The organism is Calothrix sp. CBUCES-K 9914, from assembly GCF_059640475.1.
The window spans coordinates 1-26,927 of the sequence record NZ_JBXXZH010000123.1; the positions used below are offsets into that span (position 1 = coordinate 1).

The following is a 26,927-nucleotide window of genomic DNA, read 5'->3' on the forward strand; positions in this document are numbered from 1 at the left end:
TTCAGATTTTATGGGGCGCGGGGGGAAGGATATGAGTAAGTTGGTGTAACTGGTGTTTTCGTTTTGCATTTTATCATTGTAGTGATACAAGTGTTGTTTTTTACGCTCGATTGGTAAGTCAACAATCTTAGTTCGGACTAAAATAATGTTTTAAATAATGTTAACTATCAAACCATTCGTCATCTTTCCATTTTTCTTCATCGTATTCAGCATGAGTTAAGAAGTGACGAATAAATATTATTTGATTTTTATAGTCTATGTAGGTTATTAACCTATATTGATTTCCTCCAATATTAAACACAACGAAGTTTTTTACTTGGTCGGGTTTAAAAAGAGAAGTAGCTTTTACATCAGCGAAACTATTCCATTCTTGCGCTTTTACAAGCTTCTTCCACGCTCGTAAACCGGAAATGACGTGCTACAATTCGTAATGCCTCAGTCACATAATAGTCTTTTTCAATAAACTGCTCAGTTAAACCTAGATTCTTAAAATGATTTTGGGCAGCTTTAATAGCGTCTTCAAAATCGGGACTTTCAAAAAGCATCATTTAGATTGCCACTCCCTTGCATAGCGAAGATTACACAAGGCGCCAAAATCAAAACGAGAGATAGGATTTAAACTATCCTTAAGTATTTTTAATTTACTTTTACTTTTACGTAGTTCTTGCCCAATGGCGCCTAGCATTGCTCTAACCCTTGGAGGTTCATTTAATGCAACTTCTAAAATCCTCTCAAAACGCGATTCTTCTCGAAAATATTTAAGCAACAGACGCTTTGTATTGTCGGGAGATAAATCACAAAATTTACCTTTATTTCTCAAAAAATCCAATAATGAAGCATCAATATTAGACAAATTGTCCCATGTAGATGGTCTACGGGTATGTAACTTGGCTTTATAGCCGATAATTTTACGTGGAGCGCTGCCAGCGGATGTAGCAAATTCTCCATGTATTACGTTTTGAGTTGTAAATCCTAATAAATTAGCAGCGCTTATTCCTGACGGATGTAGATTATCAATTAATTGATGTTTTGTTGCTAATTTTTGGATTTCAGCTTGTGATGGGTGACTTTTACCGAACTTAGTTTGGCGTGGACGATAATAAATGCCTTTACTTACTCTTTCGAGCATTCCTGAATTCGCCATGCGTGAAAGTGCTTTGCTTACGGCAGTAGTAGGCAAGGCAGAAAAGTCAGCGTATGCCCAATATCCCTCTTCCGTTGCCTCAATTTTTTTACGAACTGTTTCAGCTACTGTTTTAAGCTTTGTCATACGCCTCTATTTCAGATACAGACATAATCTCATTGTTTTTGATTGAACGGGCATTAGTCAAGTTTTTTTGCAAAAAAACTTGACTAATATGGACATGACAAGGCTATAAGTCTTGTATCACAGGGAATATAAGCCCATCCCAATATTAGGGCGGGCAAGGATGCCATTTAAACGACCGTTCGGAGGTTTTATGGCTGATTTTGGAGAGAATTTATCTGTTTTGGACGAAATTTTCGCCTTGTTTTACGGTTGTATCTATTCCTCCCATTGAGTTTTTTATTACATTATGGGGGCAGGTGGATACTTTCGCCTGTGTGTTCGTCAAGCGCTTTGGCCTAACCTACAAGAATTAATGACACAGACTACTACCCTTAAAAAGCTTTATTAAGGGAATTTTTTCATTTTGCATAAAAGCTGCAATTAAATTTGTATTACAGTTTAGGGTTAATCTAATAACCCTACTACAAATCAGATAAACAATTATACGTCAATCTATCTTTGGGCTGATAAAATTTTAAATTGAGCATTGCTTATGAAGAAGTTGATAATTATTAAGTTTGATGGTGACTTCGAGACTGAATTTAACGTGAACTTAGAAATTGCAAATGAAGGAGAACGCGCGTATCGGACGGTTACAGCTAAATTACCTGCAAATACTACTTTAATCTCTTTGTTGAATGATTGGCAAAATACCTATCGCGGTCAATATGGTAATTTTAGAATTAAAGCTATTAATAGTAGAAGCGTAAATATTGAATCGCTAAGTAAAGATTTTAAACGCAAGTCACGGAGTTTATTAAAGAATTTTAATTCATGGTTGAGTTCAAATGATTTTATTCCTGTTATCAGTTGTCTAAAAGAATTAAAGCAACATCAAGATGAAATTAGAGTTATTATTTGTAGTTCTTGCCATGAACTGCGTCAACTTCCTTGGCATTTGTGGGGCGCAATAAATAAGTACGCGCGGGCAGAAGTGGCTTTAAGTTCGCCAAATGCTGAACGGGGTGAGCGACCATTACGGGAAAAAATTAGAATTTTGATTATTCTGGGTGACACTACACGAATAAATGTAGATGCTGACAGAATTGAATTAGAAAAATATTGCGGTGAGGCAGAAATTGTCTTGCTCGAACAGCCTTCGCGTGAAGAATTATGTCACCATCTGCAAGATAATATCGGTTGGGATATTCTATTTTTCTCTGGACACTCAAAGACTGATAACTCTACTTCTGGTAGAATTTTTATAAATAGTTACGATAGTTTGACAATGGGAGAATTAAATGATGCTTTACAAGTCGCGATTAAAAAGCGCTTGCAAATAGCATTTTTTAATTCTTGTGATGGTTTGGGTATTGCTTATGAGTTAGAGCAATTACATATTCCCCAAGTTATTGTAATGCGTGAACAGGTTCCTGATAAAATAGCACAGGATTTTTTAAAGTATTTTTTATTACATTTCACAAAAGGCGAGTCGTTGTATGGTTCAATCAAAAACGCGCGTAAACTCTTGCGAAAACAAGAACGACAATTTCCTTGTGCAAGCTGGCTGCCTGTAATAATTCAAAATCAAACAGAAACACCTCCAACCTGGCAAAATTTAGGAATAATTTCGTTTTGCCCCTACCAAGGTTTAGCTGCATTTAGGGAAACAGATACTCAATACTTTTTCGGTAGAGAGGAAGCAACATCTGAGTTAGTATCCGCAGTTAATAGAAAACCTTTAGTTGCTGTAGTCGGCGCCTCTGGAAGTGGTAAGTCATCGTTGGTGTTTGCTGGTTTAATTCCTCAGTTACGTAACTGTAATACAAATCATTGGCAAATAATATCGTTCCGTCCTCTAAAAAATGCTTTTGAATCTTTAGCTAAGGCGTTAGTATTAGATGAAGGAAACCAAAATAATTGGTGCCTACAAAAATTAGAAACCGAGTTACATAATAATACACAAGCTCTACATAATAATATTGAACGTCTGTCTTCATCAAATCATCGCGTTTTACTCGTTGTAGACCAATTTGAGGAAATTTTCACTCTCTGCACAGACACATCTGAACGCAAAATGTTCTTGGATAATTTGTTGTACACGATAAATAACGCATCATTTTGTACAGTAGTACTGACTTTAAGGGTAGACTTTTTAATTAAACTGCTCGATTACGAACCATTTGGCAAAGCACTCAAAGAGTATCAACCTGAACTTGTTGTACAAATGAACCGCGAACAGTTAAAACGCGCGATAACACTTCCTGCAACTAAGTTAGGCTTTGATTTAGAGTCGGGTTTATGCGAAGCAATAATTAATGATATTCATGATGGAGAAGGACGTTTACCGTTGCTTGAATTTACCCTAACTCAATTATGGAAGCACCAACACTCAGGTTGGTTGACGCATAAAGCGTATCAAATAATAGGAGGTGTTGAGCAAGCACTAGCTAATTATGCTGAAGCGGTTTATGCAAGATTGAGTGTTGAACAGCAAGAAAAAGCGCAACAGATTTTTATTCAGTTAGTACAACCTGGTGAAGGTACGGAAGATACCAGGAAGTTAGGAACGCGCGAGGATGTATTAGACGAGAATTGGAATTTGGTAACGCATTTAGCATCCGAACGTTTGGTTGTGACAAATTATAATGAGCCAACTAGGGAGCAAACGGTGGAACTTGTGCATGAAGCGCTGATTAAACATTGGCGGCGCCTGGGACAATGGATGCAAGAGAACCGTAAGTTTCGGACTTGGCAAGAAGGGTTGAAACTAGCGTTACAGCAATGGGTAGATAGTAACAAGGATGATGGAGCTTTGTTAAGGGGGGCGCCTTTAGCAGTAGCAGAAGATTACTTGCAGAAACAAATTAGTAAACCGCAGCAGTTATTCATTGAAAAAAGTCTAGAACTGCGAAAGAAAGAAAAACTACAAAGGAGAGGTGCTTTTATTGGGGTGGTTTTTGGCTTATTTATGGTATTAAGTTTAGTGTTGGGGACAGTGTGGCAACAACAAGAAGCCAGAACGACCAAGTTAGAGCAGGCAGGTTATACAGCTTTACAACAGTTTGAATTCGTACAAATCGAAGCTTTATTAGCAGCAATGCAAACCGGGCAAGAACTGCAAGCTTTAATAAAAGAACCATTCAGCTTGATAAAAAATAAGATATCAACCGAAAAGTATCCAGCAGTCAGTCCGTTGTTTGTGTTGCAAACAATTTTAGATAGCATCAGCCAAACAAACCAAAATGAAACTAATCAAGATGGTATAAATAGCGTTAGTTTTGATCAAGATGGTAAAACAATAGCAACAGGTGGAAAGAATGGTACTGTAAAGCTATGGGATTTATCAGGAAAAAATTTACCTGAAGAATTTAACGCTCATGGAAACTACGCCGTTACAAGCGTTCGTTTTATTGCAGATGATAAATATATAGCGACAGCAGGAAGTGATGGTACGGCAAAATTGTGGGATACAAAGAAATCATTATCAAAAGCGAGAAAGCCTTTAGTAAAATTTGAAGGGCATCAGGGTAGTGTTAACCATGTGCGTTTTAGTGAAAAAAAACAGCTAATTGTTACATCTGGGGAAGATGGTACAATTAGACTTTGGAATATGTCGGGGCAAGAGATAAAGAAGTTCCAAGCTCATACAAAAAGTATCAAAAGCCTTATTCTTAGTACTTCGGGTGAGCAAATTGTAACATCAAGTGAGGATGGTACGGCAAAATTATGGGATTTGAGTGGAACATTGGTAGCAGAATTTAAAGGTCATAAAGGTTCTGTTAACAGTGTGCAATTTAATAGCAATGATAATTTAATAGCTACAGCAGGAGGAGATGGGACAGTAAGACTTTGGAATTTGTCTGGAAAAGAGAAAGAAAACATTAGCGCTTATCAGGGGAGTGCGGAAACCGTTCGTTTTAGCAAAAAGGATGAAAAACTTGTTACATCAGGTAAAGATGGAACACTTAAAATATGGACATTAGATGGTAAGCTTTTGAAAGAATTTAAAGCTCACCAAGGCAGTATCGAAAGTATTCGTTTTAACCCAGATGAAAGTGTACTCGCTACTGTAGGAAAAGAGGATAGTACTATACGATTGTGGGACATTCAAGAAAAGCCGCTCATTAAAATCAAAGGGCATGAAAAAACTACTGTCACCAGCATTCGCTTTAGTAAAGATGGTAAATTTATTGCTACTTCTGGGGAAAATGGTAAAATTATTCTTTCAGATGCCGAAGGGAGGAATTTGAGAGAGTTGGATGCAGGGAGAAGTGTTATGAGCGTCCGTTTTAGTCCAGATGGGCGCCTAATTGCAACAGGTGGAAGTTTGCTGAAACTTTGGAAAATTGATAGACAACTTAATTGGACATTATATAGAATACTTGATACCTATCAGGGTGGAATAACAAGCCTTAATTTTGGAGAATTTCGCCACGTCAAGGTAATTGGTACACTTGGGAAAGATGGCACACTTAAGCTATATAATATTAACAGCGAATTGATGCATCCATTGCAACTGCCTTACAGCGATAAAATACGAAGTTTCAGATTTAGCTCAGATGGTAAATTTATTGCTACTGGTGGAGAAAAGGGCGTCGTCAAGTTATGGAACAACGATGGTAAACTGATATTTGAACGTCAGGGACATAAAGGTAGAGTAAATGCGCTAAATTTTGGTAACAACAATAAACAATTTGCTACCTCTGGTGATGATGTGACAGTGAAAATTTGGGATAATTCTGGAAATAAATTGGTAGCATTTAAGACTTATCAGGGCAAGGTTGAAAATATGAGTTTTAGCGAAGATGGTAAGTTAATTGCCACAGGTTCAACTAATCGAACTGTTAGACTTTGGACATCTTCTGGAAAGCAACTAGCAGAATTGAGAGGACATGAAGGTATTGTTAGAAGCGTAAATTTTAGTCCAGATAGTAAGCTTTTAGGTACAGCGAGTGAAGACGGTACTGCAATAGTATGGCGCCTTAAAGATTTGAATGAACTATTAAATGAAGGTTGTACTTGGCTCAAAGATTATTTTAATAGTCATCCGGAAGAACAAAAACAATTAAGTGTTTGTAAAAAATCGTAGGGTGCGTGACGCTATAAGGGAATTTAAACATAGATGTAAGACTTGTAGCGTCACGCACCTTTATGAGTTATTGCGACAGCATCGTAAGTCCTATTGATGTTATAATTAACAATACAAATACTCATAATTTCCATAGTAAATCAAAAAAATAAGGTCAGGCGAGACGCCTAACCTACAGGATATCTTTGCGCTTTTGTAGCCACCAGGTTAAACATAAATAAATTAGTGAGTGTAGTAATAAAATACCCCAATTTAAACTTAAGTTTGCCCAAGTTGGGTCATAAACAGAAGAAATTTCAAATGGTTGAGGAACTGTACTACCATCAGGTAATTTTGTTGCTGGGGGAACCATTGCATTGACGTTGAGTATACTACCATAGGCGCCAATAGACCACCGACTCAACATCAGCCAGGAAATTTTACTCGCAATACCTTCCATTTTAAATAATACACCAGAAAATATAATTTGAGGTATTAGTAAAAGCGGTAAGGCACTATTTGCTTGACTGCCGTTTTTAACTACACTTGAAACGAGTAAACCTAAATTAAAACTTGTAAATAATGTTAAAAATGTTGTAATGATTAGTCCTAGATGCCAAGATATCAACGTTGGTTGAGGTGATTTAAAGCCGATAAAAATCACTAACGCAATTAATACGGTTTGTAAAACTGCTAAAACACTTAAAATTGTCAATTTAGAACCAATATAAGCGAACAAACTTAAATTTACTAGTCTTTCACGTAAATAAATCGCTGCTTCTTTGACAATTTCTTGTAGTGAACTTGAAAGACCTACCCACAAAGCTGAACAAGTAAAAACAAATAAAACTCGCAACGCTAGAGGCGCCAAAGTTGCATCTCCGTTACTTGGTATAATAAAGGGGGCTTTTTTTCCCAGTGCCACCATAATTAAACTAATCCCAATAGGCGCCGTCAGTAATGCTAATATAAGATTAACACGGTCGCGTTTTTGGATTTGAAAATAACGATTTGTTAGTATACTTAATTGTTTAGGTAATGATATTTTGGAAGCTTTTTGATTTACTGATTTCGACTGCGATTTTTGATTGCCACGACTAAGGTGATTTGTAACATAACGTCGGTAATCGTCCGAATTGTGATATCTTTCTGCACAGTCAACGACATTTTCAGGTTTTTCAAGCTGGTTATAAATGTCGGCAAAGTCTTGGGTGACATTGAAAAACCGAAAGCAATCATCCGCAGTTCCAAAATAACATAATCTGCCACCTTGACCAAGAAAAACTACACGGTCACATAATTTAATATTCGCGGTTGCGTGTGTTACTAAAATAACAGTCCTTCCTTGGTCTGCTAATTTCCGTAACAACTGCATCATTTTTTTGTCTAAACCTGGGTCAAGTCCCGATGTAGGTTCATCCAAGAAAAATAATTTAGGGTCTGCTAGTAACTCTACACCAATACTAACTCGTTTACGTTGTCCACCGCTAAGTTCGCTAATTAAAGCATTACGACGATGTGACATTTCCACATCTTGTAATGTCTTGTCCACTACTTGAGCAACATTAATATCTGGTGGTAGTCGCAATTGAGCCGCATATTTTAGGACTTCGGCAACAGTTAATTCACGATGAATAATATCATCTTGAGGGACATAACCGATTTGTGTGCGATAAATATTAAAGTTAGTTCGCAAATTCTCGCCATTTAAATACACTACCCCTTTTGTTGGTTGTTCAGTTCCAAGTAAGGTTCGCATCATCGTAGATTTTCCGGCGCCGCTACCACCAACCAAAGCGACTAACTGTCCGGGTTCAATAGCCAAAGAAACATCATCAATGCGCCGTTTACCTTTAGTTTCCAAAACTAAATCGCAAGCATCAATCCGAATTTGATTACCTTGGTCAGCTATTTGAAGTTCATCACCAACTAATGTCAGAGTATATGGGCCAATACGAATATTAGTGTTTTGTGAGAGTACAACACTACCACTAATTCTTTGCGCGTCTACATACACACCATTTGCGCTACAATCTTCGAGTACGTAACCTGACTGCGACTTTGTGATTTTGGCATGACATCGAGAAACTGTTGGAGCGTCTAGAACTAACGTTGAATTTCCATCTCTTCCCACTGTAACCAAGCCATTTTTTAGAGATACTGACTTTTGTTGATGCGTTGCTACTGCTACTTGTCCAGGGCGATAATATTTTAGTAATACAAAGTTTTCTGGATTTTGACCAATCTTTAGTTCGGCGCCGTTTCTAAGTGAATACCCTGTTTCTGGAGTAATACGAGTGTGATTAAAATACAAGCCGTTTGTACTGGGTTTTGTACCATCACCATCATAAATCCGGTAATCGCTATTTTCTTTACGAATAACGGCCTGAGTACGACCTACCACCGTCCACTCTGTAGGAACTACTAAATCCGCAGTGGCGCCATCGCGTCCTATCAAATGCCGTTCTTTGGTAAGATGCAAGAGTATTGATTTATCTTTAGCGATTAGTTCTATATAAGGAGTATCAAGCAGTGTGTCAAATGCTTCTGTATTTATTTTGTTGTTGCCCATAGGTTAATTCGCTTCGATACAAAATAATTATTGGCTGTAACATGACTCGTTTTTATCAAAATATAAGGCTTTTTGAGAGATTTTGCAGTCATAAAAAGAACACGTAGGATAGGCGTCTCGCCTGTCCATATATTTGTAGGACAGGCAAGATGCCTATCCTACGGGAACTGCTTTTCCATCTCCAAATACTTAGCAACCTCTATAATCTCTTTAAACTCACTAAAATTGACCATCTCTGTAAAACCTGCCGTCGTCCCCTTTTCTTTCAACTCTTGCAAACAAGCTTTCATCACCTTAGTTGCAGCAAGTAACGTTGAAAGTGCAAAAAAGACAATTTTAAAACCCATCTCTTCTAACTCTTTTGCTGAAAGTTGAGGAGTTTTCCCACCTTCAATTACATTTGCCACAAGCGGTATATTTGGAAACGCTGCTGCAATAACTTGTAATTCCTCTACTGACTGCGGCGCCTCAACAAACAGTACATCAGCACCTGCGTTAATGTAAGCACGTCCTCGTTGTATTGCTTCATCTAAACCCAACACAGCACGCGCGTCTGTACGGGCAATAATTACTAAACCACTATCACCGCGCGCTTGAACTGCTGCCTTAATTTTATCAACGTGTTCAACTGTAGGAATAACGCGCTTCCCTTCAAAGTGCCCGCATTTTTTTGGGAATTCTTGGTCTTCTAAAATTACACCTGCTAAACCTGCCTGTACTGCATCTTTTACAGTTCGCATTACATTTAAAGCGTTGCCATAACCTGTATCCATATCAGCGATGATAGGAATATTTACAGACTGAGCAATTTTACTTACACTGTATAATATTTCAGTAGCGGTCATAAAACCATAGTCAGGTAAACCAAGTGTAGATGCAGCAATACCAAAACCACTTGTTGCAGCAACGTCAAACCCTGACTGCTCGGCAAGTTTGGCGCCTAAACAGTCGTAAATACCGGGAATAACTAGAATTTCTCTGCGCGCGAGTAACTGACGTAGATGTTGAGTTTTGGACATTACAACGCTCAATAAATTATCTGATTAGAGAATACATGTTAGAGGATACATGAATTTGGTAGCATTCGGCACCATAATCATGTATATGTCATTACTGATAATTTTTTTCTGTAGTCTTTTTGTCATGTTTGCTTTAATTTTGAAAGTATTTATCAAAGATTTACATATTGCGCGTAAATAGTGAATTATTGATAAAAGTTACGGATTTTATCTAGTTCAATGAATTGCCGTTTGCATAACGGTGCTAATATAACTTCCAAGAAACCTGGTTTCTTCATCGACTGGTGCAACTTTTCTTAATTGCGTGAAGGCAGGATTACATAGTGGTGTCATTAAAAGAGCGGGTAAAAATAGTAAATACCGAGCTAACACGGTTAACATTAAAATATCAAAATATTGAATTAAGTAATGTTAAAACCGAAGTGTTAGCAGGAATAACTGTTGCATTAGCGCTGATACCTGAATCACTTGCTTTTGCCGCAATAGCAAAAGTTCCGCCAATGGTTGCTTTGTATACATCATTTTGTATTGCAATCAGTATATCTATATTTGGTGGGCGCCCAGCAATGATATCAGCGGCAACAGGTTCGATGTCGCTGTTAATGACAACGCTGGTAGAAAAATATGGTCTGGAATATTTATTTGCGGCAACTATACTAACAGGTATTATTCAGTTTTTGATGGGTGTTTGTAAGCTAGGAAGATTTTTTAGTTTGATTCCCAAAACAGTTATAGCCGGATTTGTTAATGCTCTTGCTATTCTAATTTTTATTGCTCAAATTGCACAGTTTGCTGGTGAACCACTACCTATGTACTTTATGGTGGCAGGTACACTCTTAATTGTATATTTACTACCGCGCTTTACTAAAGCTATTCCATCACCTTTAGTTGCTATTGTGGTGATGACAGTAATCGCAATATCAACTGGCGCCGATGTTCGTCGTGTTGGTGATATTGGTACAATTAATAACCAGTTACCATCGCTACATTTGCCCCACGTTGAGTTATCATTACAAACGTTGTCCATTATACTGCCTTATTCAATACCTTTAGCAATCGTTAGGCTGTTAGAGTCTTTATTAACAGCAGATTTGATCGATGAAACAACCCAAACAAAGAGTTCTAAAAACCGTGAAGCTTCTGGACAAGGGATAGCTAATATCATCACTGGGTTTTTTGGTGGTATGGCTGGTTGCGGTATGGTCGGACAATCAATTATCAATAATCGCTGTGGTGGACGCAGTAGGTTGTCTACTTTTATATCTGGAGCATTTTTATTAGTTTTGATATTTGTACTTAAGGATATTGTCGTCAAAATACCAATAGCTGCTTTGGTTGGTGTGATGATGATGGTGGCTTTTGAAACTTTTGACTGGAAATCTTTGAAATTACTTCGTGAACTGGCGCCTTCGCAAGCTGTGATTATGCCCATAACTATGGTATTTGCTCTCTGGACTCATGATTTGGCAAAGGGGGTTGTAGTGGGTTTGGTAGTTAGCGGTTTGATAGGGTTGAAGTGGGTGAAGCGTAGAGGCGCCTAGTACAACAAGTTTTTAACGTTCTGCACAGAATATTTTCCGTCCCTATTACTTAATTGGGGCGGTTTTTTCGTTGTTGAAGCTTCACACGATACTTCACACCTTGCTTTATAATGACATTAGGGATATAACTCCCAAATGTCGCAAGCCCTTTCATAGCCTAAAAAAGGATGGAAATAGTGGTTAGTTACAACCCACTGGGCGCCGTAGTGGTATCAACAGCACATTCTCACGATTAGTATCAGGTATTGGTAGTGTAGGATTACTTTGGTTTGGTAGTAGCTTAGTAATTAATAACGAATTAAGTATTGGACAGTTGCTAGCATTGTGCAATCAGAAGCTATGGACTAAAATTAATAGTTTATAACGCAAAATTAGAGGTGATTGTTCAATGGATAAAATAATTCAATATCAAAAAATAATTCAACAGCTATTACAGGAGTATGCCAGTTTTAGAGCTTCAGACCCAGAGATCGAAACTCAGTTCGTCTTTGATACGGAGCGACACCATTATCAACTGCTTAATGTTGGCTGGAGAAATGACCGACGGATATATGGCTGTTTTCTTCACTTAGATATCAAAGATAGCAAAATCTGGATACAACATAATGGTACAGAAAACGAAGTGACAGAAGACCTGGTAAATATGGGCGTTCCCAAGCAAGATATTGTAATTGGTTTTCATTCTCCGTTTAAACGTCAGTTTACAGAATATGCGGTGGGTTAAAACTAGTTTGAACGCAACGGGATGCCTGGAGTAAGGGTGAAAAGATTGTAGAGACACGAAATTTCGCGTCTCTACAATCACACAATTGTGTACGATTCATTTAGAATTGCTATTGTTATGTAAATGTGGCACGACTGAATATATTTCATTTAGCAGTTCGGAAAGAGAATCTCCTTCTTTCTGAGCAGCATATTTAATAACATCAGTAGCTTTTTGAGCTTGTGTGACACCAGTCCGCAAGTGGGCTTCGTCTACTTCGTAATTAAAGATTACTTCCTCAAACTGAGAGTGTAGAAGGCTTTTAAGCAAATTTAAAGCTAGCTTTCTTGGCGCAACACCTGCTGAGAAGTTTGATATTGGTAATGATTTAACAGGTGTAGAAATACTACTACTACCTAGAGGAGGTTTGATGGACTCACCTCGAATACCTCTAATCAGTTCTTGAAAACCTTTCTCATAGTTTTCGTCATCAATACTAACGTGCAGAAATGATTTTAAAAAAAAAGGCTTTTCACAGTTTTGATAAAGAACGGGTATCAAGCGTCTGTTAGGAGTACGTGACTCTCGTCTTGCACATACCTCCTCATCAATTTGTGCAGTCAACCATGCATCTTTCTCGTAGCTAACCCACTGCGAATTGAAGCTATTTGGTGAGAGAACAAGGACAAAAATACCTGCATCAGAAAGACCCTCTTCTAACTTTTGAGGTATCCTTTCGCCAGGAAGAATTTCCCATTTATCTAACCAAGCGTCAATACTGGCACGAGTACGTAAATCTGTAGCTAAACGCTCAACAAATATTTTGTCAAGGCTACTATGGCTCATAAATACTTTCATATTTCTATCCTCGCAAACTTTAATGATTTTATCTTCAACTTTAGAAGAATTACTAACGTCTTTATCTGTAGAAACAGATTTGTCATTTTTTGTATATACTACGTTCTGGTGAATAGAAATTTTTCCTCCTCTAATATTTGAGTTATTGACATTACCACCAATCCTCACGGATGCATCATTTTTATTCATAATTTATCTACTATTTGAGAAAAATTAATACTTATAACAGTTTAATTTTACTATTACTAAGTAATTTAAAAATCAAACACTGATAATAAGCTTTTAGCCAGCTTGACTTGAAAAATAGAATCTGAATTCTATATACTTAAAAAAAACTACTCTTGGATTTCCTCGATTGGAGAAACATCGTCACTTTCTTGATTATCGTCTTCACTTTGTGTAATCATTTCATCATTTTCAATTACTCCTGCTTCTACTTCGCTCTCATTCACATCACCTCCAATATTTACTGAAGCATCATTATAGTCATCTCCTGCATTTTTTGCAGTAGCGGAAGCATAGGTATTTAATATAAATTGTGCTCCTTCCTTTGAAAGATTTGATATTACTGCTACAGGAGATTTATCTCCATTAACTATGCTTAAGAAAGAATTTTTATCGATTTGAATTTCTCCATCACCTTTTGGACTCCAGTCTATGCATTCAAAATAACAACCGCTATCATAAATTTTTATTTTATCAGTCTTATTTTCACTTTCATTATTAACTGTAACTTTAATTTTTAATTGTAGTCCTCCCCTTTGAGTTTGGAAAAATTTAGCACAATTAATGTAACATTTATCTAAACTCATTAGCGTTAAATCTGCATATCTAAAATCAGCCCCAGTCAAATTACTATCCAAAATATAGCTACTTCTTAAACACGCATATAAAAAATTAGTTTTTATCAATTCTGATTTTTCTATTTTAGTTTCTATCATTCTAGCGCGGTAGAATTTAACTGCGTTTAAATTACACGATTCTTTAAAAATACTAAAAGAAGTATCAGCATATGACAAGTCTGCTGCATTTAATTTTTTACCATGAAATTGTGTTCTAATAAATTCACAATTATGAAGTTTTGAACGAGATAAATTGGCATTTTCAAAATCTGTATCTAGAATTTTATTGTCGCTCATGTCAATATAAGTCATAGATGCACTATCAAACTTACAATTAATAATATCTCCCTTTATTACAGGTAATTTATTTTTATTATATAATGGTAATATACAACAAGTAATCAATTTTTTGTTGTTTGAATTTTGCTTTTGATTCTTACTAGCTGCTATGTCAAATGAAGCAAACAGTGATTTAGTAAATATGGTTTCGTTAAGTATACAACCATTAAATTTAGAAGCAACAAGTTTTGCTTCTAAAAAATTAGCTTTTGATAAATCAACATTTTCAAATTTACAACAAATAGTTGACATAAAAAAACGAGAACCCGTTAAATCAGACTTATTTGAAAACAACAGAATTTCTTCATTTTCAATTCTTGATTTATTATATTCAACTTTACAATAATCAAAAATTGATTCTATTAAAATTGATTTTGAAAATTCAACTTTAAAGCAAAATTGGCACTTACTAAAATTAGAGTTTTTTAAATTAGAATTAATAAATTCTACATGACTTACTTTTGAATTTGTAAAATCAGCAAATTCTAAATCAGAATTACTAAATGTTACATTATATAAATGACTATTAGGACAATAAAGTTTGTATAAATTTTTTATGTCTTTAAATTCAATATCTGTAACTTGGATACCAAATAAGCTACATTTTTCTAAAAATAGTTTTGGGTCGTTATTAGCTAAGTCTGATTGATTTACCTCTGCTTTAAAACTGATACCAATTAAACCATTATTAATATTTATTTTATCTATACCTTGAAGTGAACCTACATTACCATTAAGGGAAGTAATAATTTCTGGGTCGCTGTAACTAGTGAATTCAAAACCATCTTGCTCTGACCAAGATATATCTATAAAAACCCATTGTCTCAAACCTTTAGGTATTGAAGGTTTTGGTAATGTATAATAAATTAACGCAAATTCAGGATTATTAATTAAATCTCCATAAAGTATGAAGCTGCATATTTTACCCCTAAATTTAAAATTGAGGTTAAATTCAAATGGATGCGTGTAAATGTTATTTGTCTTCTTACATTTTACAGAAATACTTATTTTCATTATTAATTAGACTCCTGCTCTATTCGACTAGTAATTAAATCTTTGATTTGCTCTAATACATTCATCTGATTACTCATAATCTCTTGAGCATTTAGTACCAATGTGTAGTAGCTTTGTAATTGGAAATCAGCAATTTTTCTTTGAAAAGCTCCTTCGGCTTCAATATCCCATTGTTGACCTTCTTTCCTATATTGCTCATCTCGACAGTAAACAATCAGCCCATAATTATTAAATACTAAAACTAAACATTTAGATAAGCCTTCTCTTGGTGCATAATTTTGTATATGAGGTACTGGCAAATTTTGCTCTTCCATTCCGCTCAATAAACTATAACCAATAGGAGATAATTCGGATGGTAGCTCTAAATCTTTCCACAAACCATTAGAGTTTTGCCATCTCCAGTAATAAGTGGGTTTTTCGACGCTTGTTACATCCACAGTTGGAGGAATTTCAATTTTGGGAAAATTAAAGTTTTTAATAGATTCGTCAAGACCAGAAAAATCTTCAAATATCTTTTTACCTTGACTAACTAAATCACGAATTGGTTTACTTACCTTGTTAAAGGTTGTTTTCAATTGACTCAATTCATCTAATTTATCTTTATACTTTTGAATTTCACTATTATTTTTCTCTAATTGCTTATTATGTTCAGCTTCCAGAGAAATAAATTTATCTTGGTGTTGTGTTTGTTGAGAATCAAGATTTTGTTGATACTGTATTCGTTCTTCTTCAATTGTTTTCCTTAGTTCTTCTGCTTCTCTTTTTGAAGCTTCATTTTCTTCAATTAACTTAATTTGTTCAACATCTTTATATAAAGGTATTGGGTTAATTCCATATATTTGTATTATTTGTAAGTTTTTGCGTGCCAACATATATTTTTTTAAAGCAGCTACTATACCTTTGCTTAAATAAAAAGCAAAAGTTGAGAAAATAGCCGCTAAGACAAAACTAATAGTTGGGAGAAGAGTATCTGGATTTTTAGCATTCTGGTTTCCTGCTAATACTGCTTGAAAAGTAAGTAGAATATCACCTGGCAGCACAATCCATAAAATCGGAGAAAATTTGATGCCAAATAAAGATATTTTTATTCTTTCTCCTAAAATTCCTGATTCGTCTAATAATGTTGTAATAGGTAAAGCCGCTGTTACTAGTAAACTTAGTAATACTTTAATTGAAATTCCCAATACTTTGTCACTATCTATTAATCCAAGCCTTTCTCCAAAAGAATAATCTAATATGGCAAATTGCCCAAAGCTAGAAAGACACAAAAAAAATAAGCATATCCAAATTATTCTACGCCTAAGTGATTTTTCTTTTCGATACCAATGTTCTAGTTGTTCACGATATTGTGCATTCTCAATATGTTTTTCGTAATCTCCTTCATTTTTGTGCTTAGAGATTTCATTGTTAGTCATATTTATCCTTAAACTAGCAGATTTTGTCTGACAAGAAATAATTTTACGATTGTTTTAAATCTAAAGGTATTTCACAAGCCGGAGATTCTGAAGTATCATGGTAAGCTGCTTTATATTTTTCGTTAATTAAGGATACAAAATCATCTTCGAGATACACTCCACCTAATTTTTGTAGGTTTTCCAAATCTACTAAAGTTTCGCTATCTACTAAATTTCCCTCTTTGAATACATAATTATCTTTTGATGCTCCTCTTTCTCTTTGTTTTAATATATTTTTTAAATTTGGATAATCTTTTTGCATTTTTATATTATGTATTGCTCCTGCTTTTGAGTTATCCTTATCCCAAACATAACGTTTTAGAATAGTATTAACTCGATTTTCTTTAATTTCAAGTGGTAATGAAACTATAAAAATAACGCTTTTGATATTAGTATCACGAATCTGTAAGTTCCTATCTAAACTTAAATACAATATCTTGCGTTTGTCATTATTAGACCATTTCCAGGCTAAACAAGTTTCTTTTTTTGTATATCTCCAAGCATTATTATACTCATCTATTCTAACAATGTCAAAATTTTTATTAACACTAGAAAATCTAATTAAAGTTGTAATTGCTGGTGTATATTGTCGCTTTTCTATATTTTCATTTTGATTCACTGGTGTTACATTAACAGGAATCCTCAATACTAATTTGTCAGGAGAGCAACTTTTACTTCCAAAGATACGGTTATATACTGAGTCATTTAGTTGGACACTTTCTTTTTGAACAGCATCTGTTTGAACTTCACACTCTTCCTTACAAGATGTCAACAAAATACTGGACATGCAAAGGATTGCAATGATTCCTATAGAAAAATATATTTTTTTCATTAAATAATAGTTGTGTTCAAAATTTAAACGTAAACTATTAAGCTAACAAACATGCATTTTAATCGCATCGTTACAGCCTAAGTATCTCTATTGTATTCGCTATTGCTATTATAACCATTTTTTGAATGTACTTACGTATATATTTTTAGACTAATTTTTAATAAATGTAAACTTGTTATTAGAATTGTGTCGTGATGTATGGCTCACATTACTTGTGATCTGTATATAGTAATTTTTGTGATATCAATCACATGTGAGATAATAAACTTGCCTATCTGCTAAAGTCAACATACTTACACTATCTATTACTCTATTTACACCTGCTTTCAGTATTGTTTATGGTTCATCTAATAGACTACCTTTGTGTTCCAGATAAATTATGCGACCTTGGTTATATAGCGGTTCCCGTTCTAATGAAGTACACAAGGGCGGGCTTTCTATGCCCGCTCCACAAGAAATCTATTATTTTGATTTGTACCTCATGTGACTAAGAACCGCTATAAGCATGGTTGATAATTTTTCTGCTGTTTCATGATTCTAAGGTGATGGCAAGTCAAAGTAGTATCGCTTACCGTGTATCAAAACGTAAACATATTTATAAAAACGCCAGTATGTTATGCTACTAATTTATACTAATATCTACGTAACCAGCTAATTCTTCTTTAAGTTGCTCAAGTTCCGTGAGAGGATAGCATTGCTGTCTAGCTTGAAACTCGATCAATTGCTCTCGTAGTGTTGCGGGCACCTGAAAAACTTCTAGTGGCATCAATAATTATAACTAAACAGCACTTATTATACTACAAACGGTTTAAAACTAAACTTTTCAAACAAACGTAAATCTTCAAGATGCTTCGTTCCTCAGCATGACAAAGTTCACTTTTTACCTGTTAACAGTATATTTTCTTACTAGAGTTTATTTTCTGCAAATGCTTGTAAATGCTGCTGGCAATAATATACGCTAGCTTTACAGCTACAGCATTACCAATTTGACGCATTGACTCCCCCCAAGCATTTGGAAAATAATACTCGTCAGGAAAAGTTTGTAGTCTTGCTGCTTCTCTCACTGTGAAGTAACGAACTTGTCCATCCGGTAAAGCTAGCATATTTTCACCACCTGGTACTCCATGTACACCAGCTTTCAATGTTTTGGCTGGCTCATCTAACGGACTACCTGTATGTCCAGGTAAGTTCTGGCGCCTGGGTTATAAACGTGATTTAAAATTTTTCTAGCCGCTTCATTATTCTCAGGTGATGGCAAGTCGAAAATAGCATCCCTTACTGTATGCCAAGGAGCAGTAACACTTCCAAAAAGGTTGGCGCCTCTTTGTTGCAAATGTGTACGAATTTTTTCAGGTACTTCTGGGCACCTGGTTTTGTCTATTTGGTGACGCTCCCAATATTCACCAGTTACCCATTTTTGCCATATCAAAGCTTCTTCGGTATGTGTTGGTTCAGGAAAAGACCAATTATTATCTATATCTGATCTAAAACCGACAATAAATACACGCTCCCGTTTTTGGGGTACTCCGTAGTCTGGTGCGTTTATTAGCTTATAGCTAACGTTATATGCAAGTCCTGAATTTTTACTAGTGCTGTCGTGATGCTCAAGTTGTTTTAGATGTTCAAACCATGATTGATCAGACTTCGGCAAAATCTCTGGATAAGTCAGTTGCAGAATTATATACTTAAAATACTCAGTAAAGTTTTGACGTAGTAATCCACGTACATTCTCTATAACAAACGCTTTAGGACGTAATTGGCGTAAAGCACGAAAAAACTCAGGGAACATATCCCTCTTGTCTAAATAAGCACTATGCTTTCCACCTATCGAAAATGGCTGACAAGGTGGTTCCCCAGCTAATAAATCTATTTTTTCACTGACAACAGAAAAATCGAAGTCCGCGACATTCATCTGATAATCACTAATCAACGCAATACCACGCTGTTGATTTGAGCTAATGGTGTTACAACTATGCTTGTCATATTCTAGTGCTTGATGATGAAAACCCGCTTGGGCTGCCCCTAATGCTAAACCACCGGCACCTGTAAATAACTCGATTGACTTCACAATAATAGCAATCTATAAAACAATTGATTCAAATTATAATTCTATGATTAACGGTCGAGTAGTTCAGCTTTTTCCTTAGATGCCAAGTGAAGTTGATATTTTGCTTCAAGGTTTGTCCAGAACTCAGGAGAAGTACCCAGCGCTTGTGAAAGTTCACTTGCAGTTTTTAGCGTAATTTGTTCGGTTCCCCAAATAATCCCATTAATAGTTTCAACTGGAAAACCCATAACTATTCATTATGCTACGACCAAAATCAGTAAATAGGGTAAATTCCTAATATTTGTATTATAGATTTAATGATACAATCGTTTTAAGCAGTTTGTAAAAGTTTGTCAAATTTTTATTAAATGTTATAAAAACCTGCTTCACCTGTTCCCATTGCGCTCACTATCGGCACCTGTAACTAATTCAACTGACTTCACAATAATAGCCTGCTCCCGTATTGATACTTCTTGATGATACAGAAGAAGCGATAAAATATACCTTAAGTGTAGAGTTATTGAAGAAACCTATGACCAGTACCATCCCAGCCGAAACAATCACTCTCGAACAGTTAAGAGACTTGTTTGAGTTGGAACTAGTTGAGGATGATACATTTTTGGTTCTTCCGTACATAGCGTGCTAAATTTTAATTAAAATCGATAATTATCCTTTATAATCAAGGCTTACAGGCACTTATAGTTGAAATTCCAGTAATTTTATTTTTATAAAGCCAATAATGGCTGTAAGATAAGCATAGCAAGGGTTAAAAGCTATTTTCTTAACAGATTTAGCACGCGCTTTGTACGGAAGAGCCAATTTAGAAGTCAGTGAGCGTTTACGTCAATTATCGACGGCATTGAAAAAGGTTCGTATGCAAGATACATAGTTGAAATTAACCATCCGTTACATCTGTTTATCATCCGTTGCCAAAGTTATCTCCATCGCCAATTGCATCGGTTCCAATCATAGATACCACCGATATGATATTCGGCGCCGTTGTGGAAGCGGACAATACAACCACCGAATGAGTCTTCTGTATTAGTGGTTTCATCGACATAAATTACAGTACATGTATGCCATTCGCGTTGACATGGACCGTTATCTTGTACCCATTCCCAGAGTGCGTTGCAAACTTCAATGTGATCACCCACTTTCAATTTCAATGCATCTGCAACTTCGAGAGCATCAAAATGGTGCGGTTGTAATCGGTTCAACCATTGTACACCGTAGCGCTGACGAAGAAAGTGTATGGCGCCAGAATCTTTTCCGTGTAACCAGTCGTTGAGCAATAAAACTTTCCAAGATACATTTCTAGCTTGTTGAGTTTCAATAAAGCTTAATAACGCTTGCAATTCTTCTTGAGATAGTTCTTTGAGCGGGTTGTCATCAAAACCATCCAGATGAGATTCCTGAAAAGCCTGCGCCACTTCAAGTAAGATTTGCTTCTGTTGATGGCACAGTGGCACACCCGAAGCATCACAGCGGCTGAAAGCTGACTTAAGGGCTGACTCTATCTCATCTGGTGTCATAATTTAATAGTTGTTAGAGTTATGATTCTACTAAATATTACAAAAGTGTAACAGTAGTATCCAACACCAAAGGAATAAATTTCAGGAGTCGGCTTGCAGGTAAAATTTACCTATGGTTAGATTTATTTATGGTGTCCTTTATGTTGCGTTTGCTTGCCGCTATTTTTGTTACCTGTGCATTTACAGCCCTTTCATGGCTATCGACTCCAGAAGCGATGGCACTAACACAAATACGGCTATTTGATGTTGATTACCAAAAGTGCCCTCCCGAAATCGGAGAAGGTGCTGTAACAAGCGGTGGTGTGACTAGAGCGGCAAACTGCTTTTTAGTCACTGGCAAAGCAGAAAACGCTACGAACAAATATGTCTATGATGCGGATATTTTTGGGCGTATTTACGATGCGAATAATGACCCTGTAATGCAAAACAGAACTCGTCTTGGTGCTATCCCAGAAGTTCCACCTGGCGTTAGTAATTTTGAACTTAGAATTACGGTAGCTGCTAATCAACCCGAACCACTAAAACTCAAACAGTTTAAAGCTGCTGGGTTCGGCGCCCAAGTACGTAAATAGAATCCGAGCGCGAATTGTTATTCAACAAACAAATCAATTTTTTGTAGAGACGCATTTAAATGCGTCTCCATTTAAATGCATCTCTATTTAAATGCGGCCTTAAAGTCGGTAATTGCATGTAAATTACCTGCAATTTGTACGTGATTTAGATTTTAAAGGTATAAAAAACACCTTCATATATTTAGAACACGGACTAAAAAGCACCCGCAGCAGTTGAAGCCAAACTAGCGATTAAACCACTGACAACATTAAGCAGCACGAAGGCTAAAATTGGCGAGAAATCCATTCCACCAATTGGAGGAATGATTGAACGGAATAAATTTAGGTAGGGGTCAGTAACTTGACTCAACGCCGCAAAAGGCTGATTATACCAATTTACAGATGGAAACCAGGTTAAAAGAACCCGGAAAATCAGTAAGTAGCTATATATTTGGATAAACACTAACAGTGTTTGAGTGAGTAATGCAATTGAAGAACTCATGGATGGCTTGTTTTCCTGCAATGTTTGAATAGATATTCCTGTAATCGATTGTAAACGACCTCATCAGTATTGATCAGAGCAGCGCTAGTTATTCGCCACTCCTAACTCCTGTACAGACGTGATTAATCACGTCTGTACTATTAACTTTTTTTACGCCCTTTCTCCTTGCCCTAATTCTGTGTCTTGAGTACTGGAGGCGCCATTAACATTTCCCAACTGCTGCCTTACTTCGTCGATAGTGGCATTAAGTTGGGCAATTTTATCTTCGAGCGACCGTCTAGCAGTTTCCATGCTTTCAGCATCGCTCAATTTAATTTGACGACGCGCGGCTTGCTTTTTCTTTGCCTCAGCGGTTGAGGTAAGTTGCTGAATTTCTTCAGAGGGTAGCTCGTCGCGCCGTGACACTACCAGCGCGCCAATAACACCACCAACAACACTACCAAAAATTGCTCCAGCGAAAAAACCACCGGCAAAACCATCACGTTGACTCATAATCTCTTTACCGCCGTAACATTACACTGCGACTGCTCACTTGAGCGCGATAGTCACTTTTTGCCCTAGCTGCATGTTAGCTTAAGTCCCAAAGATACGGTCGCCTGCATCTCCTAGACCGGGAACAATAAATCCTTTATTGTTTACACCCTCATCAATACATGCTGTGTAAATTATTAAACCAGGATATGCATTACTAAGCTTTTGCAGGGCTGGTGGAGCAGCTACTACGCTAACGATTCGCGTTAAAGCTGGGTCTACACCCCGATGTGTTAATTCTGCCATTGCTGCCATTATTGACCCACCTGTCGCTAACATTGGGTCAGTAATTAATACTCGCGTTTGAGGATTAAATTTTTCTGGCAACTTATTCAAATAGCATAAAGGTTCGAGTGTTTCTTCATCACGCACTAAACCAAGATGATAAATCGACGCAAGCGGTAATAAAGTTTGCGCTCCTTCCAACAGCCCTAAACCTGCCCGCAATATCGGAACCACAGCTATCGGTATTTCTGGGTCTACAAAAGTCGCAGATGATGTCGAGAGCGGAGTTTGTACTGTTGTATCTTGCGTTGGCAACCACTCACGTGCTGCTTCATAAGTCAACCAACGACCTAATTCGGTCATTGCACTCCGAAATAACACTGAAGGTGTAGAAGCATCGCGAGCTACTGCTAACCAATGTTTGATTAGTGGGTGGGGTGGGACGTAAACACGTAATTGTAACGTCATAGCTAGAAAACAGCGCGCCTCCTCATTGTGTAAGACTAAATTTTATAAGACACAGTATATATAAAACTGACTTACATCATAGTTTTACCATACTCCCTACAGTGTGTTCGTAACAGACAAAAGTAACACCAATCAGTTTATTGAAAATTAATTTCATTTATAGTTGACATATTTTCTCAATCAAGGCTATATTGTCTGTTAAGTGTTCTCCTCTCTTTAAGGAACGGCAGACGGGATTGGTCAGCAAGAAGCAGGCTCGTCCCTCTTTTTTTGTACGGTGTGTACGCCACCAACAATTCTGAAACGAAGCGTAGGGTGTGTTACGCTACCAACAGTTTTGAAACGAAGCGCAGAACTTGTGGCGTAACGCACCTTACAAGTTATAGTTGCTTTTCATGATTTGAGAGAGTGTTTTATGTCCTATACAAACGGCGCCCCTAAAGATGTCATCATCATTGGTTCTGGTATCGGCGCCCTTGTAACAGCCACTCAACTAGCAGCAAAAGGCGCATCAGTACTTGTTTTGGAACGCTATTTAATACCTGGTGGAAGCGCTGGCTATTTTGAACGTAACGGATATAAGTTTGATGTTGGCGCCTCAATGATTTTTGGCTTTGGAAAACAAGGAACTACTAATTTACTTACCCGCGCGCTTGATGCCGTAAATGTTAGCATTGAAACTATTCCTGACAAAGTACAAATTCACTATCATTTACCAAATAAGTTAGACCTGAAGGTAGATAGAGATTATCAAACATTTTTAGAAAGTATTACGGCTTATTTTCCTCACGAACGCTCAGGTATTCGCCGTTTTTATGATGAGTGTTGGAAGGTATTTAATTATCTCAATAGCATGGAACTGCTGTCTTTGGAAGAACCTCGCTACTTGCTACGAACGTTTTTGCAGCGTCCAAAGTCATGCTTAGGTTTGGCAAGGTATTTGCCTGTAAATGTTGGAGATATTGCCCGAAAGCATATTTCAGACCCAGAGCTACTGAGATTTATAGATATGGAGTGTTACTGTTGGTCGGTTGTACCAGCAAATATGACACCGATGATTAACGCAGGAATGGTATTTTCTGACAGGCATTATGGAGGAGTTAATTATCCTAAAGGTGGTGTTGGAGAAATTGCTCGAAAGCTTGTGGAAGGTTTAGAAAAAGCTGGTGGAAAGATTATCTATCAAGCACGCGTTACAAAAATCTTGGTTGAAAATTCGCGTGCTATTGGTGTAAAGCTGGCAAACGGTGATGTTCATTATGCACGTCGAATAGTCTCGGGAGCGACTCGTTGGGATACCTTCGGCAACCTACTTACTTCCAAAGAAATACCATTAAATGAAAAAAAATGGCAACAAAAATATCAAAAATCTCCTAGTTTTTTGAGTTTACACATGGGAGTATCAGCATCCGTTTTGGCTTCTAATACCGAGTGTCATCACATTTTGTTGGAAAATTGGGAAAAAATGGCTGACCCTGAAGAAACTATTTTTGTCTCGATACCCACTTTACTTGATCCAGACTTGGCGCCACAGGGTTATCATATAGTTCATGCTTTTACCCCACATTGGTTTAATGACTGGGATAACTTACCACCAACTGAGTACAATCAAAGCAAGGAAGCAGCTGCAACTCGCATAATTCAAAGATTAGAGAAAATATTTCCCGGACTCGAAGCAGGGTTAGATTATTTGGAAATTGGCACACCACGCACGCATCGCCGTTTTTTAGGACGTTCAGATGGTACGTATGGCCCAATTCCACGTCGCAAATTACTAGGATTATTAGGAATGCCATTTAATCGTACTGCAGTACCAGGACTTTACTGTGTAGGAGATAGCACTTTTCCAGGTCAAGGTTTAAATGCCGTCGCTTTTTCTGGATTTGCCTGCGCGCACCGTATTGCTGTAGATTTAGGATTGGGATAAGCGCTGTAACATTTATTTTCCGCAATTTTTTAGTAATAAATACTTATTTAGATAGATGACAAGTCAAATATTTCATCAAAACTTTATTACAAATGATACGAATATAATGCTATATTATATATGCTGCTTTATTGTAAGCAGATATACGGTGTTTAGTGTGTTCCCAATTGTTACAGGTGTCAGGGCAATTACTGACAAGAAGTTTGCCCACTGAAACATATTGCAGGTAATTTCCCTATGGACACCCTTTATACAGCTCTTAATGAGTTATAATTTTAGGTTACAATTTTGACTTGGCTAGCAGCTTTCATCGCTTTTGCGCGCGCTAAATGAATAGAAGTAGCTTTGGCTAGAGCAACTCCCATACGGCGATAAGGATGTGCTGTTGGTTTGCCAAAAAGTTTGATATCTACGTCTTTTTCTGCCAAAGCTTCGGCAACGTGTTCAAAGCTGATAGATTCAGACTGTTCAGATGCTAGTATTACAGCGCTAGCAGATGCTCCAAGTTGTTCTATATTTGGAATTGGTAAACCAAGAACCGCGCGCAGATGCAATTCAAACTCGTTGAGGTTTTGTGAAATCAGCGTCACCATACCTGTATCATGGGGACGTGGCGAGAGTTCAGAGAAGATTACTTCGTCTTTGGTAATAAAAAACTCGACCCCAAAAATTCCGGCGCCACCGAGTTCGTCAGTCACTTTTTTCGCTATTTCTTGCGCTGCTTTGATTTTATCCTCTGAAATATCAGCAGGTTGCCAGGACTCCTGATAGTCACCGCGTTCTTGACGATGACCAATGGGCATACAGTAAATAGTAGGCGCCTGCCATTGTTTAATGGTAAGTAAAGTAATTTCAATTTCAAAGTTGATAAACTCTTCAACAATTATCTTTTGACTATCACCGCGCGAACCAGCAATAGCATAGTTCCAAGCTTTCTCAACATCACTTTTATCATTGACAACCGATTGTCCTTTACCAGAAGATGACATTACAGGTTTAACAACATTAGGAAACCCAATAGTATCAGATACTGTAATCAACTCTTCTAACGTTGAAGCATAAGCATATTTTGCTGTTCTCACACCTAACTTTGTATGAGCAAGTTCGCGTATTCTATCGCGATTCATGGTGTAATTTGTTGCTGCGGCTGTAGGAATAACCGTAATTCCACGCTGTTCAAATTCAAGTAATTTCTCAGTTCTAATCGCCTCAATTTCTGGAATAATAAAATCAGGTTTGTGCTTATTAACAACCGCTTCCAAATCATCCCCACTCAACATTGATATAACTTCATAAGCATCAGCCACTTGCATCGCAGGCGCCGACTCATAGCGGTCAACGGCTATTATATAATTACCAAGTCTTTGGGCAGCAATGACAAACTCTTTTCCCAGTTCTCCAGAACCAAGTAACATCAACTTTTTGGGCAACTTAATCGAAGTATTCATTCGCGCTACTATATTTTTACAGGTAAACATTAAATCAATACAACGCGCGTTGCTACACAAAATATATATGATTATTTACACAACATAACTAGGACTTACGAAACTGGTACATATAAAGCGTAGGGTGTGTGACGCTACGAAAAAACTTCAACGGAGTTATAAGACTTGTAGCGTCACGCACCAAACAATAATTGTGACAGTA

Annotated in this window: 23 protein-coding genes; 5 read left to right on the forward strand and 18 right to left on the reverse strand. The window is 36.8% G+C overall.

What is annotated here, in order from left to right; translation table 11 throughout:
* Positions 1 to 160: 160 nt before the first annotated feature.
* The 3 genes from AC2JBO_RS24865 to AC2JBO_RS24875 are packed head-to-tail and all read right to left on the reverse strand — an operon-like array spanning position 161 to position 1,270.
* Positions 161 to 412, reverse strand: a complete 252-nt coding sequence (locus AC2JBO_RS24865; protein ID WP_496956334.1) for a type II toxin-antitoxin system HigB family toxin — start codon at positions 410 to 412, stop codon at positions 161 to 163.
* Positions 360 to 548, reverse strand: a complete 189-nt coding sequence (locus AC2JBO_RS24870) for a hypothetical protein (protein ID WP_496956313.1) — start codon at positions 546 to 548, stop codon at positions 360 to 362. Before AC2JBO_RS24870 ends, AC2JBO_RS24865 begins: the two co-directional genes overlap by 53 nt.
* Complete coding sequence (locus AC2JBO_RS24875; protein ID WP_496956314.1) at positions 545 to 1,270, reverse strand: DUF6088 family protein; 726 nt, start codon at positions 1,268 to 1,270, stop codon at positions 545 to 547. Before AC2JBO_RS24875 ends, AC2JBO_RS24870 begins: the two co-directional genes overlap by 4 nt.
* A 532-nt stretch (positions 1,271 to 1,802) precedes the next feature.
* Here AC2JBO_RS24875 and AC2JBO_RS24880 point away from each other — a divergent pair.
* Positions 1,803 to 6,341 carry an nSTAND1 domain-containing NTPase gene (locus AC2JBO_RS24880; protein ID WP_496956315.1) on the forward strand — a complete coding sequence of 1,513 codons (4,539 nt, stop codon included), beginning with the start codon at positions 1,803 to 1,805 and terminating at the stop codon, positions 6,339 to 6,341.
* Between the two features lie 172 nt (positions 6,342 to 6,513).
* On the opposite strand, the gene AC2JBO_RS24885 is transcribed toward AC2JBO_RS24880, so the two are convergent.
* Positions 6,514 to 8,892, reverse strand: coding sequence for an ATP-binding cassette domain-containing protein (locus AC2JBO_RS24885; RefSeq protein WP_496956316.1), 2,379 nt, complete (start codon positions 8,890 to 8,892; stop codon positions 6,514 to 6,516).
* Positions 8,893 to 9,050: 158 nt separating this feature from the next.
* Positions 9,051 to 9,911 carry an isocitrate lyase/PEP mutase family protein gene (locus tag AC2JBO_RS24890; RefSeq protein WP_496956317.1) on the reverse strand — a complete coding sequence of 287 codons (861 nt, stop codon included), beginning with the start codon at positions 9,909 to 9,911 and terminating at the stop codon, positions 9,051 to 9,053.
* A gap of 326 nt (positions 9,912 to 10,237) precedes the next feature.
* Here AC2JBO_RS24890 and AC2JBO_RS24895 point away from each other — a divergent pair, with 326 nt between their 5' ends.
* Both AC2JBO_RS24895 and AC2JBO_RS24900 read left to right on the forward strand, forming a co-directional pair.
* On the forward strand, positions 10,238 to 11,452 hold the full coding sequence (locus tag AC2JBO_RS24895) for a SulP family inorganic anion transporter (RefSeq protein WP_496956318.1): 1,215 nt from the start codon (positions 10,238 to 10,240) through the stop codon (positions 11,450 to 11,452).
* A gap of 388 nt (positions 11,453 to 11,840) precedes the next feature.
* On the forward strand, positions 11,841 to 12,176 hold the full coding sequence (locus tag AC2JBO_RS24900) for a XisI protein (RefSeq protein WP_496956319.1): 336 nt from the start codon (positions 11,841 to 11,843) through the stop codon (positions 12,174 to 12,176).
* A gap of 96 nt (positions 12,177 to 12,272) precedes the next feature.
* Here the strand turns inward: AC2JBO_RS24900 and AC2JBO_RS24905 are convergent, their stop codons facing one another.
* From AC2JBO_RS24905 to AC2JBO_RS24945, 9 genes are all read right to left on the reverse strand, one after another.
* A complete protein-coding gene (locus AC2JBO_RS24905) occupies positions 12,273 to 13,202 on the reverse strand; it encodes a toll/interleukin-1 receptor domain-containing protein (protein ID WP_496956320.1) in 930 nt (309 codons plus the stop codon).
* A gap of 146 nt (positions 13,203 to 13,348) precedes the next feature.
* Complete coding sequence (locus AC2JBO_RS24910) at positions 13,349 to 15,208, reverse strand: pentapeptide repeat-containing protein (protein WP_496956321.1); 1,860 nt, start codon at positions 15,206 to 15,208, stop codon at positions 13,349 to 13,351.
* Positions 15,209 to 15,210: 2 nt separating this feature from the next.
* Positions 15,211 to 16,623, reverse strand: coding sequence for a hypothetical protein (locus AC2JBO_RS24915; RefSeq protein ID WP_496956322.1), 1,413 nt, complete (start codon positions 16,621 to 16,623; stop codon positions 15,211 to 15,213).
* Between the two features lie 43 nt (positions 16,624 to 16,666).
* Positions 16,667 to 17,494, reverse strand: a complete 828-nt coding sequence (locus AC2JBO_RS24920; RefSeq protein ID WP_496956323.1) for a hypothetical protein — start codon at positions 17,492 to 17,494, stop codon at positions 16,667 to 16,669.
* A gap of 622 nt (positions 17,495 to 18,116) precedes the next feature.
* The gene (locus AC2JBO_RS24925; protein WP_496956324.1) at positions 18,117 to 18,260 is read right to left on the reverse strand and encodes a hypothetical protein; all 144 of its coding nucleotides are present in this window, start codon (positions 18,258 to 18,260) and stop codon (positions 18,117 to 18,119) included.
* A gap of 121 nt (positions 18,261 to 18,381) precedes the next feature.
* A complete protein-coding gene (locus AC2JBO_RS24930; protein ID WP_496956325.1) occupies positions 18,382 to 18,636 on the reverse strand; it encodes a DNA cytosine methyltransferase in 255 nt (84 codons plus the stop codon).
* A 17-nt stretch (positions 18,637 to 18,653) separates the two neighbouring features.
* Positions 18,654 to 19,562, reverse strand: a complete 909-nt coding sequence (locus AC2JBO_RS24935; RefSeq protein WP_496956326.1) for a DNA cytosine methyltransferase — start codon at positions 19,560 to 19,562, stop codon at positions 18,654 to 18,656.
* Positions 19,563 to 19,609: 47 nt separating this feature from the next.
* On the reverse strand, positions 19,610 to 19,789 hold the full coding sequence (locus AC2JBO_RS24940; protein WP_496956327.1) for a helix-turn-helix transcriptional regulator: 180 nt from the start codon (positions 19,787 to 19,789) through the stop codon (positions 19,610 to 19,612).
* Positions 19,790 to 20,476: 687 nt separating this feature from the next.
* Complete coding sequence (locus AC2JBO_RS24945; RefSeq protein ID WP_496956328.1) at positions 20,477 to 21,073, reverse strand: hypothetical protein; 597 nt, start codon at positions 21,071 to 21,073, stop codon at positions 20,477 to 20,479.
* A gap of 140 nt (positions 21,074 to 21,213) precedes the next feature.
* Between AC2JBO_RS24945 and AC2JBO_RS24950 the strand changes: the two genes are divergently transcribed.
* Positions 21,214 to 21,645: a biotin carboxylase gene (locus tag AC2JBO_RS24950; protein WP_496956329.1), complete on the forward strand. Its 432-nt coding sequence runs from the start codon at positions 21,214 to 21,216 to the stop codon at positions 21,643 to 21,645.
* 193 nt (positions 21,646 to 21,838) lie between these two features.
* Here the strand turns inward: AC2JBO_RS24950 and AC2JBO_RS24955 are convergent, their stop codons facing one another.
* The 3 genes from AC2JBO_RS24955 to upp form a co-directional block, all read right to left on the reverse strand.
* Positions 21,839 to 22,114 (reverse strand): YggT family protein, encoded by a 276-nt coding sequence (locus AC2JBO_RS24955; RefSeq protein WP_496956335.1) that lies wholly within the window; start codon positions 22,112 to 22,114, stop codon positions 21,839 to 21,841.
* 162 nt (positions 22,115 to 22,276) lie between these two features.
* Positions 22,277 to 22,618: a ssl2009 family thylakoid membrane protein gene (locus AC2JBO_RS24960; protein ID WP_496956330.1), complete on the reverse strand. Its 342-nt coding sequence runs from the start codon at positions 22,616 to 22,618 to the stop codon at positions 22,277 to 22,279.
* Between the two features lie 81 nt (positions 22,619 to 22,699).
* Positions 22,700 to 23,350 carry a uracil phosphoribosyltransferase gene (gene upp / locus AC2JBO_RS24965; protein WP_496956331.1) on the reverse strand — a complete coding sequence of 217 codons (651 nt, stop codon included), beginning with the start codon at positions 23,348 to 23,350 and terminating at the stop codon, positions 22,700 to 22,702.
* A 415-nt stretch (positions 23,351 to 23,765) separates the two neighbouring features.
* Between upp and crtH the strand changes: the two genes are divergently transcribed.
* The gene (crtH, locus tag AC2JBO_RS24970) at positions 23,766 to 25,277 is read left to right on the forward strand and encodes a carotenoid isomerase (protein ID WP_496956332.1); all 1,512 of its coding nucleotides are present in this window, start codon (positions 23,766 to 23,768) and stop codon (positions 25,275 to 25,277) included.
* Between the two features lie 275 nt (positions 25,278 to 25,552).
* Here the strand turns inward: crtH and purT are convergent, their stop codons facing one another.
* On the reverse strand, positions 25,553 to 26,725 hold the full coding sequence (purT, locus tag AC2JBO_RS24975) for a formate-dependent phosphoribosylglycinamide formyltransferase (RefSeq protein WP_496956333.1): 1,173 nt from the start codon (positions 26,723 to 26,725) through the stop codon (positions 25,553 to 25,555).
* Positions 26,726 to 26,927: the final 202 nt, after the last annotated feature.

Coding starts and splice junctions, on each gene's coding strand:
- AC2JBO_RS24870 (WP_496956313.1), bottom strand. CDS start 548: ATGATGCTTTTTGAAAGTCCCGATTTTGAAGACGCTATTAAAGCTGCC.
- AC2JBO_RS24875 (WP_496956314.1), bottom strand. CDS start 1,270: ATGACAAAGCTTAAAACAGTAGCTGAAACAGTTCGTAAAAAAATTGAG.
- AC2JBO_RS24880 (WP_496956315.1), top strand. CDS start 1,803: ATGAAGAAGTTGATAATTATTAAGTTTGATGGTGACTTCGAGACTGAA.
- AC2JBO_RS24885 (WP_496956316.1), bottom strand. CDS start 8,892: ATGGGCAACAACAAAATAAATACAGAAGCATTTGACACACTGCTTGAT.
- AC2JBO_RS24890 (WP_496956317.1), bottom strand. CDS start 9,911: ATGTCCAAAACTCAACATCTACGTCAGTTACTCGCGCGCAGAGAAATT.
- AC2JBO_RS24900 (WP_496956319.1), top strand. CDS start 11,841: ATGGATAAAATAATTCAATATCAAAAAATAATTCAACAGCTATTACAG.
- AC2JBO_RS24905 (WP_496956320.1), bottom strand. CDS start 13,202: ATGAATAAAAATGATGCATCCGTGAGGATTGGTGGTAATGTCAATAAC.
- AC2JBO_RS24910 (WP_496956321.1), bottom strand. CDS start 15,208: ATGAAAATAAGTATTTCTGTAAAATGTAAGAAGACAAATAACATTTAC.
- AC2JBO_RS24915 (WP_496956322.1), bottom strand. CDS start 16,623: ATGACTAACAATGAAATCTCTAAGCACAAAAATGAAGGAGATTACGAA.
- AC2JBO_RS24920 (WP_496956323.1), bottom strand. CDS start 17,494: ATGAAAAAAATATATTTTTCTATAGGAATCATTGCAATCCTTTGCATG.
- AC2JBO_RS24925 (WP_496956324.1), bottom strand. CDS start 18,260: ATGCCACTAGAAGTTTTTCAGGTGCCCGCAACACTACGAGAGCAATTG.
- AC2JBO_RS24940 (WP_496956327.1), bottom strand. CDS start 19,789: ATGGGTTTTCCAGTTGAAACTATTAATGGGATTATTTGGGGAACCGAA.
- AC2JBO_RS24945 (WP_496956328.1), bottom strand. CDS start 21,073: ATGACACCAGATGAGATAGAGTCAGCCCTTAAGTCAGCTTTCAGCCGC.
- AC2JBO_RS24950 (WP_496956329.1), top strand. CDS start 21,214: ATGTTGCGTTTGCTTGCCGCTATTTTTGTTACCTGTGCATTTACAGCC.
- AC2JBO_RS24960 (WP_496956330.1), bottom strand. CDS start 22,618: ATGAGTCAACGTGATGGTTTTGCCGGTGGTTTTTTCGCTGGAGCAATT.
- upp (WP_496956331.1), bottom strand. CDS start 23,350: ATGACGTTACAATTACGTGTTTACGTCCCACCCCACCCACTAATCAAA.
- crtH (WP_496956332.1), top strand. CDS start 23,766: ATGTCCTATACAAACGGCGCCCCTAAAGATGTCATCATCATTGGTTCT.
- purT (WP_496956333.1), bottom strand. CDS start 26,725: ATGAATACTTCGATTAAGTTGCCCAAAAAGTTGATGTTACTTGGTTCT.